This window comes from Hymenobacter aerilatus, from assembly GCF_022921095.1.
In the GTDB taxonomy this organism is placed as follows: Bacteria; Bacteroidota; Bacteroidia; order Cytophagales; family Hymenobacteraceae; genus Hymenobacter; species Hymenobacter aerilatus.
In genome coordinates, this window is sequence record NZ_CP095053.1 from 2946711 (window position 1) to 2962955 (window position 16245).

General features: G+C 57.5%; 11 protein-coding genes and 1 tRNA gene. 10 read left to right on the plus strand and 2 right to left on the minus strand.

What is annotated here, in order from left to right:
* Positions 1 to 38 precede the first annotated feature (38 nt).
* The 4 genes from MUN82_RS12285 to MUN82_RS12300 all read left to right on the plus strand — a co-directional run bounded on the left by MUN82_RS12285 (position 39) and on the right by MUN82_RS12300 (position 5871).
* Positions 39 to 947, plus strand: coding sequence for a hypothetical protein (locus tag MUN82_RS12285; protein ID WP_245090770.1), 909 nt, complete (start codon positions 39 to 41; stop codon positions 945 to 947).
* A 100-nt stretch (positions 948 to 1047) separates the two neighbouring features.
* The gene (locus MUN82_RS12290) at positions 1048 to 1341 is read left to right on the plus strand and encodes a hypothetical protein (protein ID WP_245090773.1); all 294 of its coding nucleotides are present in this window, start codon (positions 1048 to 1050) and stop codon (positions 1339 to 1341) included.
* A gap of 223 nt (positions 1342 to 1564) precedes the next feature.
* Positions 1565 to 5026, plus strand: coding sequence for a class I SAM-dependent DNA methyltransferase (locus MUN82_RS12295; protein ID WP_245090775.1), 3462 nt, complete (start codon positions 1565 to 1567; stop codon positions 5024 to 5026).
* Positions 5027 to 5280: 254 nt separating this feature from the next.
* Positions 5281 to 5871, plus strand: a complete 591-nt coding sequence (locus tag MUN82_RS12300) for a hypothetical protein (RefSeq protein WP_245090778.1) — start codon at positions 5281 to 5283, stop codon at positions 5869 to 5871.
* Positions 5872 to 5968: 97 nt separating this feature from the next.
* Here MUN82_RS12300 and MUN82_RS12305 read toward each other — a convergent pair.
* Positions 5969 to 6042 (minus strand) — tRNA-Ile (locus MUN82_RS12305).
* Between the two features lie 103 nt (positions 6043 to 6145).
* On the opposite strand from MUN82_RS12305, the gene MUN82_RS12310 reads away from it, so the two are divergent.
* From MUN82_RS12310 to MUN82_RS12320, 3 genes are all read left to right on the plus strand, one after another.
* Positions 6146 to 6847, plus strand: coding sequence for an HAD family hydrolase (locus MUN82_RS12310; RefSeq protein WP_245090781.1), 702 nt, complete (start codon positions 6146 to 6148; stop codon positions 6845 to 6847).
* The gene (locus MUN82_RS12315; protein ID WP_245090784.1) at positions 6822 to 8066 is read left to right on the plus strand and encodes a site-2 protease family protein; all 1245 of its coding nucleotides are present in this window, start codon (positions 6822 to 6824) and stop codon (positions 8064 to 8066) included. Before MUN82_RS12310 ends, MUN82_RS12315 begins: the two co-directional genes overlap by 26 nt.
* 192 nt (positions 8067 to 8258) lie before the next feature.
* Entirely contained in the window at positions 8259 to 8891 is a 633-nt protein-coding gene (locus tag MUN82_RS12320; protein WP_245090787.1) for a hypothetical protein, read from the plus strand.
* Positions 8892 to 9066: 175 nt separating this feature from the next.
* On the opposite strand, the gene MUN82_RS12325 is transcribed toward MUN82_RS12320, so the two are convergent.
* Positions 9067 to 10257 carry a phosphoglycerate kinase gene (locus tag MUN82_RS12325; RefSeq protein WP_245090789.1) on the minus strand — a complete coding sequence of 397 codons (1191 nt, stop codon included), beginning with the start codon at positions 10255 to 10257 and terminating at the stop codon, positions 9067 to 9069.
* Positions 10258 to 10515: 258 nt separating this feature from the next.
* Here MUN82_RS12325 and MUN82_RS12330 point away from each other — a divergent pair, with 258 nt between their 5' ends.
* The 3 genes from MUN82_RS12330 (at position 10516) to MUN82_RS12340 (ending at position 16244) form a co-directional block, all read left to right on the plus strand.
* A complete protein-coding gene (locus tag MUN82_RS12330) occupies positions 10516 to 13263 on the plus strand; it encodes a D-alanine--D-alanine ligase family protein (RefSeq protein WP_245090792.1) in 2748 nt (915 codons plus the stop codon).
* A 202-nt stretch (positions 13264 to 13465) separates the two neighbouring features.
* Complete coding sequence (locus tag MUN82_RS12335) at positions 13466 to 14257, plus strand: PASTA domain-containing protein (RefSeq protein WP_245090794.1); 792 nt, start codon at positions 13466 to 13468, stop codon at positions 14255 to 14257.
* A gap of 112 nt (positions 14258 to 14369) precedes the next feature.
* A complete protein-coding gene (locus tag MUN82_RS12340) occupies positions 14370 to 16244 on the plus strand; it encodes a T9SS type A sorting domain-containing protein (RefSeq protein WP_245090796.1) in 1875 nt (624 codons plus the stop codon).
* The last annotated feature ends 1 nt before the right edge of the window (position 16245 follow it).

A 16245-nucleotide genomic window follows, 5' to 3' on the forward strand; every position in this document is an offset into this window, starting at 1 on the left:
GGCAAAGATAGGCGTTTCGGGCTACCGTGTACGACAATTTGCACCTACATTTTACGCTACCCAACCCCGGCCCAACGGCGGAGCAGGCACTAGCCCAGGCTCCGGCGTTTGCCGGGGCCACGGGCGAACCTGACGCACGGGGCCGCATCCGGCATACGTACCGGGGCTTGCGCCTGGAGTACCGGCCGGGACAATACAAAGGCCGGGTACGCGGTTCGCTGCACACCTTCGCACAAGGCAACAACCTAGGCACCTTCGCGGCTGCCGACGCGGCCCGCGCCGTGGCTGAACTGGCAGAGGCGTTGGCCCTCCCCCCGGAGGCGTTGCTAGTGAAGTGGCTGGAGGTTGGCGTGAACCTGACAGTGCCCACCGCGCCGCGCCCGTTTCTGGAGCAGCTACACCACCACCGACAAAGCCCGTTCTACCCGCTGGCTCCGCCCCCCGGTGTTGCCCGCCCGCTGGAATACGTGGCCTACCACGCGGCCTACCGGCTCAAGTATTACGACAAAGGAGCCTATGCCGCCTTACAAGGGTTTATAGTGCCTCCGGGGCACCATTCGCTACGATTTGAGATAGTGTATACCCGTGCCCGCAATCTGTGTGCGCTCACAGGTTTGCCGATTCTCACGCTGGCCGACCTGATAAAACCCGACATTTTACGCGTGTTAGGCGGCGAATTGCTCAAACACTGGCACCTCACTACCCACCGCCGCCCGCTGGACTACACCACGCTCAAATTTTCCGATGCGACGCTGTTACTAGCTGGTGCCTCGCTGGAGTTTTGGGCCGCTACCCGTGCGGCTACTCCGCCCGCTACTTACCACCGTAACCGGGCCCGCTACAACCGCCTCCAGCGTGACGCCGCGCACCGCACCGGCCCACACCCCTACGATGCCTTACTACCTGCTACACTAGATCAAATGCTGACAAATGTTGACAAATGCTAACATTCTCAAAAGTGATAGGCTTTGCCACACTTGTAATCAGTTGGTTTAACACTACTTTCCCTTATTCTCTCGCTACACTGAAAACAAACAGATTTCAACAATGGAACAGCAGAATTTCAACATCACACAAACAGCTCTACTATCCCTGCATTTCACTGAGATGGGTGTTTCTGCTGATGGTGCGTTTGTATTCCTTGCTAACACTAGAAACTCTGATGCGGGGTTTTATGGCTACAAAAGGATTGCCGCCCTCGATGTACTCAACGGCAATTACGTGCGGCTATATGGCAAGCCGGAGGGAGAGCAGGCACCGGAGCATCCTTTATGGGAGGGTGAAGTAGATTCCATACAGGAGTTGAAGGATACTATTTCTACGATAGAGAGCCAACAATAACGCCCTGTTATAGCACTACACAAAACCACACATTTCACTCCGTAATCTGAGTTTAAACCACCTGTTCCCTAAGGATTTCGGTTTCCTCGCGCGCGTGCGCGTATTGGTCCCGAAATGCTGATCTGAACCGGCTAATTACCAAAGCTGAACCCTACTGCCTATCTTACTCCCTTTGTAGCCACTCACCCGGCTACTGCTATTCTATTTTTATCCTGTTTCCTCTGTGACCTACCCCGAATTTGAAGCCCGCTGGAAAAACTCCGGCGGCGCGGAGCGGGCCAACTACGGCCTGTTCCTGCAAGACCTCTGCGACCTGCTAGGAGTACCCCGACCCGACGCTACCACCGACAACCCCGCCCAGGATGCCTACGTGCTGGAGCGGGCCGTAACGTTTGACGACGGCGCCGGTAAGAAAAGCACCGGCCGGATTGACCTCTACAAACGCGGCTGTTTCGTGCTGGAAACCAAACAAGGCACCGACACACCCGACGTACTAGCCCAGGCCGAACGCGCCCAGCTAGGATTGCCCCCCGAACGCCGCCGTAAGGGCCACGCCGTACGCAATACCGGCAAGTGGCGGCAAATGATGGAAGCCGCCCGCCAGCAGGCCCTAGGCTACGTGCGGGCCCTACCTACCACCGAACCGCGCCCGCTGTTTGTGATAGTGGCTGATGTGGGCTATGCCCTCGACCTATACAGCAACTTCGCCGGGGTTGGGGATTCCTTTGTGCCGTTCCCGGATTCGCAACGGTTCCGGCTGCCGTTGGCCTCGCTGGCAAATGAGGAAACCCGCGCTATGCTCCGGCTGCTCTTTACCGACCCACGGGAGCTAGACCCTAGCCGCCGCGCTGCTCAGGTAACGCGGAAACTAGCCGCCCAGCTTGCCGCCCTGTCGGCCCAACTGGAACAGGCCGACCACGCCTCCGACGTGGTAGCGCAATTCCTGATGCGGTGCCTGTTTACCATGTTTGCAGAGGATACCGGCCTGATACCAAAGCAGTCCTTTACGGGCCTGCTGGAGCAGTACGATACCGACGAACGCCGGCAATACTTGCCAGATGTGTTGACAAGTTTGTGGACAACAATGGATGCCGGCGGCTTTTCCCCCTCGCTGGTGGCGCGTATTCCCAGGTTCAACGGACAACTATTCCACAACGCCGCGGCCCTACCCCTATCAGTTGCCCAAGTTACACTGCTCCGCCAAGCCGCCGCCGCCGATTGGACTACCGTAGAACCGGCCATTTTCGGAACGCTGCTGGAGCGGGCCCTAGACCCCAAAGAACGCCACCGACTAGGTGCCCACTATACCCCGCGCCGTTACGTAGAGCGGCTGGTGTTGCCCACCGTGATAGAGCCCCTACGCCGGGAGTGGGCCGCCGCTCAGGCTGCCAGCGCCCGCCGGCAAGATGAGGGCAACCTAAACGCCGCCCGGAATGAGTTAGTAAAGTTTCAGCGCCGCCTAACCACCGTGAAGGTGCTAGACCCGGCTTGTGGTACGGGCAATTTCCTGTACGTGACGCTGGAACACCTCAAACGCCTGGAGGGTGAAGTGCTAGACGCTATCAATGGTTTCGGGCAAACCGGCCTGCTGGATTTGGCCGGCGGCACCACCGTTGGCCCGCGCCAACTATTAGGGCTGGAGCTGAACCCCCGCGCCGCTGCCATTGCCGACGTGGTGCTACGTATCGGGTATTTGCAGTGGCATATCCGTACGCACGGCCTTACCCAAATGCCGGAGCCGTTACTAACGGATGATCATAACATTCAACAGCAGGACGCCGCCCTACAACACGGCCCGCCTACCCCGCGCCTCGATGCCCAAGGCAACCCCGTAACCCGTTGGGACGGCACCACCCGCCCGCATCCCGTTACCGGCCTGGCCGTGCCCGATGAAACCGCCCGCGCTGTGGTGCTGGAATACCCCAACCCCCGCCCCGCCGAATGGCCTACTGCTGATTTTATTATAGGTAACCCGCCATTCATTGGCCCAGCTCGAATGCGCGAAGCATTAGGCGACGGCTACACAGAAGCACTACGATTTGCATATCGCAATCAAGTACCAGATTCGGCGGATTTTGTGATGTACTGGTGGCACCATGCTGCTCAAACTGTGCAAGCTGGCACCGCTGCACGTTTTGGATTCATTACTACCAATAGCATTAAACAGACCTTCAACCGGCGGGTGATGCAGCCCTTTTTGGAAGGAGACAAACCACCCTTATCTCTCACATTTGCTATCGCTGACCACCCATGGGTAGATAGCACTGATGGAGCGGCTGTACGAATTGCTATAACTGTAGCCGAAACTAATCCGAATGTAGTAGGCCTTGGTCAACTGCTGACGTTAAAAACTGAAACAGCAGCGGAAGATGATGATGCATCTGATGTGACATTCACAGAGCAGCAAGGACAGATTCTATCCGATTTGACTATAGGTGTTAATTTAGATTCTACTAAGCCATTAAAAGCCAATGAAGGTTTAAGTAATAGAGGGGTAATGCCTTTTGGTTTAGGATTCACTATTAGCCAAAATTTGGCTTTATCTCTAGGACTAGGCGAAACTGATACATTACAAGAATATATCAAACCTTACCGTAATGGTAAAGATTTGACAGCAACAACTAGAGGGGTTTATATTATTGATTTCTTCGGTTTGAGTGCTGATGAAGTATTAATTAAATTCCCTAAAGTCTATCAATACTTATTAGAACACGTTAAACCAGAACGGGATGCAAACCGAGACAAAGCCATACGTGAAAACTGGTGGCTGCATGGAAGGACGCGCTCTAGCTTTCGGCCAGCGTTATCGGGTTTGTCAAGATATATAGTCTCACCTAGGGTAGCAAAACATAGGTTTTTCTTGTTTCTTGAGAAGAACATTGTACCAGACGATAAGCTTAACGTTTTTGCTTTTGATGATGCTTATCAATTAGGAGTGCTTTCGAGTAAGATTCATGTAACGTGGGCTTTAGCCACAGGCGGTAGATTAGGTGTAGGCAATGATCCTGTATACGATGGCTCTCGGTGTTTTCAACCATTCCCTTTCCCAGATGCTACGTCAGCCCAACAGGCCCGTATTCGAGAGCTAGCCGAAACATTAGATGCGCACCGCAAACGCCAGCAGGCCGCACACCCTACCCTCACGCTCACCAACCTCTACAACGTGGTAGAGAAGCTCCGCGCCGGCCAACCCCTGAACGCCAAAGAGCAAACCACCAATCAGCAGGGCTTAGCCTCCGTGCTACTCTCCCTACACAACGACCTAGACGCCGCCGTGGCCGATGCCTACGGCTGGCCCGTTGACTTGCCGGAGGCGGAGCTACTCGCCCGGCTGGTGCAACTCAACCACGCCCGCGCCGCCGAGGAAGCCGCTGGCACCGTGCGCTACCTCCGCCCCGCCTATCAGGCCCCCGGCCAACAACAGAGCGCCCTCACCCTAGGCACTACGGCCACCGCCGCCACGGCCGTAGCAGAAACCGCCCCGCAACCGTGGCCCACCGAACTGGCCCAACAGATGCAAGCCGTTCGGGCCGTGGTAACGCAAGCCGGCGTACCACTCACCCCCAAACAGGTAGCAGCCCGGTTCAAGAAAGCCAAGCCCGCCCAGGTACAACCCATGCTGGCAACGCTCACGGCTCTTTCATTACTCCGGCACCTAGAGCCGGAAGATGCCTACGCCGCCTAGCTAACACCGCGCCCCGGTTGTCAAAGTAGACAGCCGGGGCGCGGTTGTTTTAGGCTTGTATTCCTACCGTAAACACCGTATTTTACGGTATAACAGCATAGGGCAAATGTTGAGGAATGTTGAAGTGTAGCGCCTGGAAAACTACGTTTTACCGCCAGTTCCTTAAAGATTTCGGTTTCCTATGCCTGCTATTGTCCTGTAACAACCTAACCGTAGGCCCGCGTGCGTACGGAATGATAACAAAGCATAACAGTATGCCCCGTACCCCAACCTTTCCCGATACCGCTGACGAGATAAAACGGCTTGAGCTATCCGACCTCCGGCAACGGGGGCTGCTCCGACCGGGCTACCATTCTACTACGCTACGCTGGAGCCGCAACGGCCACCCCTCCGGCTCAGTTGGGTTAGATGTGGTATTACTGGATGATCAGTCATACCTACGCCTACACTACACCCTCAACGATACAACGCGCTACGATTACCGGATAGAGTTGGAAGCCGTACCGACTAACCTAGGCAACGGCTTTCGCTACTACATGATCTGTCCGGTATCCGGCCGGCGGGCAACTGTGTTGTATCTACGTGACGGAACAGGCAAGTTTGCCCACCGTTTAGCCTATGGCCCAACGCGGCTGTTTTATGGTTCGCAGTTAGAATCTAAAACGTTCCGGGGGTTGAGCAGCTACTTTGCCGTTGATAGAGAGTGGGAGAAACACTACAAGAAAGGGCGTAAAACTCACTACCAAGGCAAGCCTACTAAATGGTACGCCCGGTTGCTAAAGCTAGGGGAGAAAGCCGACGCCTTAGCACCAGCAATGGATAAGCTACTAAATGGATACCGCTAAATAGGGCATTGATTCTTTTTTGTCCCGTAAAACGTCCCAAACAAAAACAAGAAAGCCTGTATAATGCTGACAATCAACACTATACAGGCTTTACCTGTGGGCCCACTTGGAATCGAACCAAGGACCTACTGATTATGAGTCAGTTGCTCTAACCGATTGAGCTATAGGCCCGATGCGTACTAATCTGCTGAAGCAGGTTGGTTTCGCTGCTGCAAACTTCGAAGTTTGCGGGCGAATTTCCAATTTTAATCCGCGTTGGAGTGAACCCGAGCGGATGAAACATACCTTCGGGCAGCTGCAAGCCGCCCCTACCCTTCTGCACATGACTAAAAAACCTAATCTGCTGTTCGACTTCGGCGGCGTTATTATCAACATCGACTACCAGCGTACGCTAGATGAGATGCGCCGCTTTAGCCCGGCCGGTAGCACCATTGCGTTCAACCAACAGGCCCAGGCCGAGCTGTTTGACCAGCTGGAAACCGGCCGCCTCACCAGCGAGGCCTTTCGGGAAGGGCTGCGCACGGGCTACCAGCTTACGGCCACCGACGACGAGCTGGACGCCGCCTGGAACGCCATGCTGCTGGATGTGCCCGCCGAGCGCCTGGCTCTCATTGCCGAGCTGCGCGAGCAGGGCCACGAAACGGCGCTGCTCAGCAATACCAACCACATGCACATCGGCGTTATCAACCAGCAATTAAAAGAGCAATACGGCTTTGCGCACGGCATTGCCGACGCCCTGGACCGCGTGTTTTATTCCCAGGAGGTAGGCCTGCGCAAGCCCGGCGAAGAGATTTTTCGGCACGTGCTGCGCGAAATGAACTGGAAAGCCGAGGAAACTCTTTTTATTGAAGACAGTATCCAACACATTGAAACAGCCCGCCGCCTGGGAATACAAACCCTGTTCTTGGCGCCGCCGCTGACGCTCACCGACGCTTTGCCCGACGCCATTCGTGCCTTCTCCCCTACCTCTGCCTGACGCCGAAGCCCCCACGGCCGCCGACGATTTTTCTGCGCCTACCCCACCTTACACGCTGGCCGATGCCAACGCGGCCTTTGTGCGCTACGAGCAGCCTGAGCCGCCGCGCTGGCGCGTGTACGGCCTGCACTTGCTGCTGTTCCTGGTTACGCTAGTAACCACCACGCTGGCGGGCATCATGCTCACGCGCGGCGGGCTGGATTTCCTACCCCTCGACGTATTCGGGCTGCGGGGCGAGGCGTTGCGCATGGAGTTGAGCCGGGGACTGTGGTTTTCGGTGCCGTTTCTGGGCGTGCTCACGGTGCACGAGTTTGGGCACTACTTCACGGCGCGCTACAATCGGGTGCGCACCACCCTACCCTACTACATTCCGTTTGTGCTGGGCATCGGCACATTTGGGGCGGTTATTCGCATCAAGGACCGGATTTTCTCACGCCGCGAATACTTTGATATTGGCCTGGCAGGGCCGCTGGCGGGCTTCTTGGTAGCGGTGCCACTGCTGATGTATGGCTTCACACATCTGCCGCCGCTGGCCGATTATCTATTCCAGATTCATCCGGAGTACCAGCGGTTTGGGGCTGATTATGCGCGGCACGTGTATCCCCCCGGCGCGCAGGGCATCACCTTTGGCAAGCCACTGATTTACCAGTGGCTGGAAAGCTGGCTGGCCGATCCGGCGCGGTTGCCGCACCCCTACGAGCTATTGCACTACCCGGTATTGCTGGCGGGGGTATTGTCGCTGTTCTTCACGGCACTCAATCTCCTACCCATTGGGCAGCTGGACGGGGGGCACATCCTGTATGGCTTGCTGGGCTACCGGCGCTTCAACCGCCTTTCTACGGTACTGTTCATTGGCTTCATTTTTTATGCTGGGCTGGGGCTGTTTTCCCTCCACTCCGACCGCGACATGTGGCTGTATGGGGGCGCCCCATACGCCCTGTACTTGTTTGTAGTGTTTCGGAAGTTGCTACCTACTCCCGGCCGCACGGTGTTGCTGGCAGCTGCCGTGTGGTTTGGGCAGTTGGCGCTTACGGTGGCCCTACCCGGCGTACTGGGCAACCCCGGCTGGCTGGTGTTTGGGCTGCTGCTGGGTAGATTGACCGGCGTGCACCACCCACCCGCCCCCGACGAAACTCCGCTCTCCCCGGGCCGCAAGGTGCTGGGCTGGCTGATGCTCGCGATATTTGTGCTGTGCTTCACCCCGGCACCTTTTCATTAAATGGTGAGGTTGTGAAATAGTGAGTAAAAAACACGTGTGTCATTCTGAGCTTGCGAAGGACCTTCTCACACGAGAACGAGTCGTTGGTATGTCAATCGTTCTGCCTTGAGAAGGTCCTTCGCAAGCTCAGAATGACACACGTGTTTTTTACTCACTACCTGTAACTCACAACTCGCAATTGGTTATTGATTAATGATTTTAGAACAACGTTCTTTTTTCTCTACCACCCAACTTGCGTTGCGTCCCCACGGCGTGCACGTCAGCAAGCGCTCGGCCACTGGCGACGTGTTGCTGGAATTTGAAATGCCGTATGAGGAGGTACTGCCTGTGCGCGTGGAGCGGCGGCGCCCTACCCTGCCACACCGTTGGCGCACGTGGCTGTTTGTGCTGGGCTGGCTGGTGGTGAATGCCCTGGGCAGCTCCTATGTGCGCGACCGGCTTAGCCACACTGTGTGGCTGGCTGCTACTGGCGGCGTGCTGTTATTGGGCTTGCTGCTATACGGCTGGAGTGCTTGGCGGCGCTACTTTGTGCTCGTTACGGCCCGCGCCCACGTGGTGCTGTCCGATAGGTGGCGGCAGCGCCGGGAGCTGCACCGCTTTGCCAACAAACTAGAGCAGACCACCAAAGACTATCTGCGCTACCATTATGCCGATGTGAACCCGCTGGGCCTGATTGAGCCGCAACTGCGCCGCCTGCGCTGGCTTCGCGAGCTAGGTGTCATCACCGAAGCTGAAGCCCGCATCGGCACCGTGCGCCTTACTGGCCGCCATACCGACACGCTGCAAGGCATGGGCCACGAGTTGGAAGCGCCCTATGTGAATTAGAAGTGAGGTTGTGAAGCTGTAAAAGTTGAGAAATAAAAAAGCGTCTGTCATCCTGAGCTTGCGAAGGATCTTCTCACGTTAGCACGATGCTCGTAACAACGACTCGTTCAGGCGTAATAAGGTCCTTCGCTGCGCTCAGGATGACAGACGCTTTTTTACTTCACAAACTCACCACCTACCCCAGCGCGGCTACGCCGGGCAGCTCTTTGCCTTCCATATACTCCAGCAAGGCGCCGCCGCCGGTGCTGATGTAGGAAACCCGGTCAGCAAAGCCGAGCTGGTTGACGGCCGCGGCCGAGTCGCCACCCCCGATGAGGGAATAGGCGCCGTTTTCAGTGGCTTCGGCTACGGCACGAGCTACGTACTCGGTGCCCAACGAGAAGTTCGACATTTCGAATACGCCCATGGGGCCATTCCAGAGGATCGTCTTGGAGTTGCGAATGATGTCGGCAAAGATTTCGCGCGACTCGGGGCCGATGTCGAGGCCCATCCAGGTGGCGGGAATGGTATGGTTGCCGGCCACGTCGATGTCGGCGTCGTTGGCGAATCGGGTGGCGATGATGCTGTCGCCGGGCAGCACCAGGTTTACACCTTTGTCTTTGGCTTTCTGAATGAGGCTGGCAGCCAAATCTACCTTATCCGCTTCGAGCAGCGAGTTGCCAATGCTGCCGCCTTCGGCCACGGCAAACGTATAGGCCATAGCCCCGCCAATCAGCAGGTTGTCTACCTTATCTAGCAGACGCTCAATGATTTCGATTTTATCCGAAATTTTGGCGCCACCCATGATAGCGGTGAACGGATGATCGGGGTGCTCCAATACTTTCTTAGCGTTGTCTAGCTCGCTTTGCAGCAGGTAGCCGCCTACCCGGTCTTCGGGGGCAAAATACTGCGCCATTACGGCCGTGGAGGCATGGCGGCGGTGGGCCGCGCCGAAGGCATCGTTCACGTACACGTCGCCGAGGCGGGCGAGTTGCTGAGCAAACGCAGCGTCGCCTTTTTCCTCTTCGGCGTAAAAGCGCACGTTGTCGAGCAGCAGGATTTCGCCGGGTTGCAGGTTATTGGCCATATCGGTGGCTTCCTGGCCGAGCACGTCGCCACCGAATTTCACCTCCTGGCCATACTCCTGTTGCAGGCGCAGCACAAGGTTACGAAGCGAGTTTTTCTTGTCGGGGCCACCTTTGGGCCGGCCCATGTGCGAGAGCAGCACCACGGAGCCGCCATCGGCCAGGATCTTCTTGATACTCGGCGTGGCGGCCCGGATGCGGGTGTCGTCGGTGATGCGCAGCTCGTCGTCGAGGGGCACGTTGAAATCGACGCGCACCACCGCACGGCGGCCGGCAAAGTTGTATTGATCGAGCGTTTTCATGGGTGAAACGGTTGGGTTAGGTACCGTCTTATACGCGACGGCGCTGCGTAGTTCGGGAGAATTTTGGAAATGTTGGGTGTTGACCTGTCTCAATCCACCTGTCATCCTGAGCAGCGCGAAGGACCTTCTCACGGTAGAACAACGTCGTATAAACGACTCGTGCACGCGTGAGAAGATCCTTCGCTGCGCTTAGGACGACAAATGGTATTACCTCACAGCACTCAACACTTCTAAACTCCTCCTACCTTTGCAGTACGTATGAAAATAGGCATCTTCTTCGGCGGCACTTCGCGCGAGCGGGAAATTTCGTTTGCGGGCGGCCGCACGGTATATGATAATCTGGACAAGGCCTTGTTTGAGGCCGTACCCATCTTCGTAGACAGCCGCGGCAACTTCGTGTTGCTGGACTGGCAGTACATCTACAAAGGCACGATTCGGGACTTCTATCCGCCCGTATCGGCCCTACCCGCCTCGGAACACAAGATGCAGGTTTACCTCGAAAGTCTCGGCGACTTGACTCAGCAGGAGCAAGACCAGCTTATTAGTGAGGTAGGCCGCCGTGTAGCCCCGCATGAGTTGCGTGAGCTACTGGATTTTGCTTTCCTGGCCCTGCACGGCCCCAGCGGAGAAGACGGCGCCATTCAGGGGTTGCTGGAGTGGTACGGCATTCCGTATTCCGGCTCGGGCATTCTCCCTTCGGCCTTTGGGATTGATAAGATTGCGCAGAAAAAATTGTTGAAAGCGCTGGGCCGCCCTACCCCGGAATTTCGAGTGATAACGCAGGAAGAATGGGATGTAGCCGATCCAGAGGCCACCCTCGCTTACCTCACCCGGGAGCTAGGCCTACCCCTCGTGTTCAAAGCACCGCGCCAGGGTAGCAGCATTGGCGTGAGCATCCTGCGCGACAACGACGTGGCCAAGTTCCGCGCCGCCGTGGAGCGCAGCTTGTTTCGCAAAACCGTGTACCGCTCGGAGTGGGCTCAGTTCACGGAGCGCGACAAGCTCGCGTGGGTGCAGCAGCTCACTGATATCCGCGAAGGAATTGGCCTACCCGTAGTGCTTGATGCTGTTAGTCCTGAGCAGAACGCCAGCAGCCAACTGCCTACCGCTGATAACGCTGTTCTCTACCACCCCGAAGCGCTGTTACGCGCCCTCAACGAAGCCTTTTTAACGGCAGAGGAAGTGCGCCTGACTAACACCGACGGCGAAACGCAGGTGCTGGTGGAAAGCTTCGTACACGGGCGCGAGTTTTCGTGCATTGTGGTAGAGGACCCCAATGGTCAGCCGCTGGCCCTACCCCCCACCGAGATTGTGAAGGGCGAGGAGATGTTCGATTACCGCTCGAAATACCTGCCCGGCCTCTCGCGCAAAATAACACCCATCGATCTGCCGGAAGCGGATATTCAGCGCATTCGTGAGCAGTGCGAGGAGATGTTCCGCACGTTTGGCTTCCAGGTATATGCGCGCTTAGACGGCTTTATGACGGCCGACGGTCAGCTGTTTTTGAATGACCCCAACACCACGTCGGGTATGTTGCCGGCGTCATTCTTCTTCCACCAAGCCGCAGAAATTGGGTTGAATCCCAGCCAGTTTTTGACTTATCTCGTGCGGACCTCTTTGGCCGCACGGCGGCGGGCAGGCATGAAGCCGCTGCAACTGGCTAATCTACTGTCAAAGTTAGATGAAGCCGTGGCTCAGCGTCAGCAGGAAGATCGTCCGCGCACGAAAGTAGCCGTGATAATGGGCGGCTACTCATCGGAGCGGCATATTTCGGTGGAGAGTGGCCGCAACATCTACGAGAAGCTCAGCTCCTCGGCTAAGTACCAGCCAGTACCGGTGTTTCTGACGGGTAGCAGCCAGGATTTCCGTCTGTACGTGCTGCCCATCAACGTAATGCTGAAGGATAACGCCGACGACATTCGGGAGAAGATTGAGCAGCATGAGGCCGGCCACGACCTGCACCCCATTTTGCAGCGCATTCGCCGCGAAGCTGAGGGCATCACCAGCACTTATGCTGGGCAGCCTACGGCTCAGCCCCGCCGCATCTCTTTCGAGGAGTTGGCCCAGGAAGTAGACGAGGTGTTTATTGCCTTGCACGGCCGCCCCGGCGAAGACGGCGCTCTGCAAACCGAGCTGGAAAAGTACGGCCTACCCTACAACGGCTCGGGCACGGCTAGCAGCAGCATCACCATCAACAAGTTCGAAACCAACAAGCGCCTGCGCGAAGCCGGTCTGCGTGTGGCCGAGCACCGCATGGCTACGCGCTTGCAATGGGAGGCTGACCCCGAAGGTTTCTACCACGAGCTGGAAACTGCGTTTCCCTACCCCTTCATCGCCAAACCCGCCGACGACGGCTGCTCCTCGGCAGTGAAGAAAATCAAGACGCGGGGAGAACTGTTGGCGTTCTGCCGCCTCATCTTCCGCCATCAGGAAGATCTGTTGCCCGATGCGGCTACTACCTTGCACCTAGGCTTCAAAGAGGAATTTCCGCAGAAGGATGCCTTCCTGGTGGAAACGCTAATTGACCGCGACGGCGCGGCCCATTTCCTGGAAGTAACTGGCGGTCTACTCACGCACTGGAGCGAAAATGGCGAGCTGGAAATAGAAGTGTTTGAAGCGTCGGAGGCTCTGGCCACAGGTGAGGTGCTGAGCCTAGAGGAGAAATTCCTAGCCGGCGAAGGCCAGAATATCACCCCCGCCCGCTACGCCCCCGACCCCACCGAGCGCCAGCGTATTTCCGAGGAGGTGAAACAGGAGCTGCGCCGCGTGGCGCAAATTCTGGATATCCAGGGCTACGCCCGCATCGACGCGTTTGTGCGCGTGCGCCAGACCGGCGCCGTGGAGGTCATCATCATCGAGGTAAACTCCCTGCCCGGCATGACGCCCGCTACCTGCATCTTCCACCAAACGGCCCTCAACGGCTACACGCCCTACCAGTTCATCGACCAGATTCTGGAGTTCGGCAAAGCCCGCCAGGAGAAGGCAGCGTTAGAGGCAGGAGAATAAAAACCACCTGTCATCCTGAGCATGTGGCGCATCAAGCCAGTGTCGAAGGACCTTATCCCGTGAGAACAAGTCATTGTTGAGATAGTCGTTCAACTGGCATAAGGTCCTTCGACACTGGCTTGATGCGCCACATGCTCAGGATGACAAGTAGCTTTGTTCCCGCCAATTCTTAATTTCTACTTATTAATTCTTAATTACCCGAATGGCTTTCCTCAAATCCGATACGCCTTTTGACGTGGTGAAGCACCTAGTGGTGATTGGCGCGCTGGGTGCGGCGCTGCTGTTTGCCTTCTTCTTCGTGTACCTACCGATTTCGACCAATCACGGCGAAACCATTATGGTACCCAAGGTAACAGGGATGCAGATGGCCGACCTGGAGGACTACCTCGATGAGCGCAACCTACGCTACTTCGTGGACGACAGCACCTACGAGCCGGGCGTACGCCCTGGCACAGTGCTGATGCAGGACCCCGCGCCCGGCGAGTTTGTGAAGGAAGACCGCAAGATTTATGTGTCGGTGGTGAGCAAGAACCCGCCACAGATCAAAATGCCCAAGCTCACCGACGGCTCGGTGAAAAACGCGCAGATGATCCTGAAAAGCTACGGCCTATCCGTGGGCAAGATTACGCTGGTACCCGATCTGCGGCAGAATGAGGTGCTGAAGCAGATGATGGACGGCAAGGAGTTGGCGCCCGGCGCGGCCGTTACCAAGGGCACGCAAATTGATCTGGAGGTAGGCGACGGCCTGGGTAACCAGGAATTCCCGGTACCCAACGTAGTAGGTATGCCCGCCGACGAGGCCCTGACGCTGCTGGCCGGCCAGGGCTTGCAGCCCGGCGAGAAGTTCTATCAGCCTGCCACCACCGACCAGCCCGCGGGCACGGTGGTGAAGCAGCGCCCGGCTGCTACCGGCAATGCCACCATCCGCATGGGGCAGTTGGTCGATCTGTGGATTGCGGGCAGCGAGCCTACGTCGCTCACGCCGGTAAACTAAAGCAGCTCAAATTAGTATTCTAATAAGGTAGCGCGGGGCTAACTGGCTCCGCGCTACTGCGTTTGTACCAAACTGCTGCCCGTACCGTTTAGCGTCCGTAACTTGCCCGCCAATGAACCATTCGCTACGCGTCTTTTGCTTTCTGCTGTTTCTGACAACTTTGGTGGCACCCGGCCGTGCCCAAACGGTGCGCCCCTTAGAGGCCGACCCGACGCGGGCTACCCATGCCCGGCACCGCGTGGCGCTACGCCCTACCCTGCTTTCTTTACCATTTTTCGATGATTTTACGCTGCCCGTAGAAGGCGCGCCTAGCCCCACGCGGTGGGTAGCAGCGGGCGGAGCGTTGGTTAACAACCGCTTTCCGGTGGCGCCGCCCAGCCGGGGCGTAGCTACCCTCGACGGCCTACGCGCCAACGGGCAGCCCTATGGCCCTTCCACAGCGTATAGCGATACGGATACGCTTACCTCTCAGCCTATTAACCTGAGCGGCCTGACGACGGCCGACAACGTGTACCTGAGTTTTTACTGGCAGGCCGGCAGCGTGGTGGGTGCTCCGCAGGCCAACAGCAGTGCACGCCCCGTGTACTTGCAACTGGAGTTTCTGGACCGCAACCAAGTATGGCAAGTGGTGTGGCAGCAGCTCAGCACGGGCGTACGCACCGCGTTTCAGGAGCAGTTTTTTGCCATCAATACGGCGGCCTACCTGCACAGCGGCTTTCAGTTTCGCTTTCGGGTGGTGGGCAACCTGGCTACTACGCGCGATGCCTGGAGCATCGATTACGTACGGCTCGACCGCAACCGCTCTGCCACTGACAACTCCACGCAGGATATTGCCACCAGCAGTCCACTCAACAGCCTGCTGAAGCGCTACGGCGCTATGCCGGTGTGGCAATACAACGCAGCCGCCAACCCGACGGATGAGCTAAACGACCAGGTTACAACTACCGTCAACAACTTCGATGCCATTGTGCCCACGCCTGTGCCCTATGCGGGCACTGTGCAGGTGCTACCCACTGGTACCCCTGCTACCTTTCTCACCGGGACCCGCTCCCTCGACCCCAGTGCCCGGCAGGTAGCCATTACGGGTAGCCTGCGCACCACACCTCTCCCCCTCACGGCAGAGGCCAAACGCGTGCGGCACCAAGTGGTATTGCGCACCAGCGAAATTACCCCACGCACCCTACCCAACGATACGATTTACCGGGTAACGGAGCTGAACAATTACTACGCCTATGATGATGGCTCGGCAGAGGCAACCTTCAACGTACCCCGTGGCAGCACCGGCCCGGCCAATTATTTTGTGTATCGCATCGAACTGAACAAGCCTGACCACGTGCAGGGTCTACGTCTATACCCGCTGCCTTCGCCAACTGCTAATAGCCAGGGCCTTGTGGTAGCCGTGTGGAATGATAACCAAGGTAGCCCCGACCGGGAAGCACTAGCTACACGTGCGTATGCCGTGCCTGCTACCCTCCCGGCCGGTCAGCCGTACGTAGATGTCAATTTTGCTGCCCCAGTGCCCGTCAATGGCACTTTTTATATAGGTTTTGCGCCTACCAGCGACTTCCTGAATTTTGGGGCTGATCTGAACAGCACCGTGCCTCAGGGCTATTTGCTCTCGGGTTTTAATGGCACCAGCACCAGCCAAGGCACCTGGACTGTGACAACGGCTATACCCGCCTACGCCCCCATGATGCGGCCACTGATGACCAACGGCGTGGCCACCTCTACCATCCCGGCCGGGGCCGCGGCAGCCCTCGCCCTATACCCCAACCCCAGCGCTGGCCTAGTGCGGGTAGAGGGGCGCTACCGGTCGGCTACAGTGCTGGATGCGCTAGGCCGGGTGATCTGGCAGCAGCCAACGGCCCAGGCCGGCCAGGCCGTGCTGGACTTACAGGCTCTACCAGCGGGCCTCTACCTCGTGCGCTTCACCCTTCCCGACGGCAGCACCGTCGTTACCAAGCGCTTGGTTATCACCAAATCGTAAC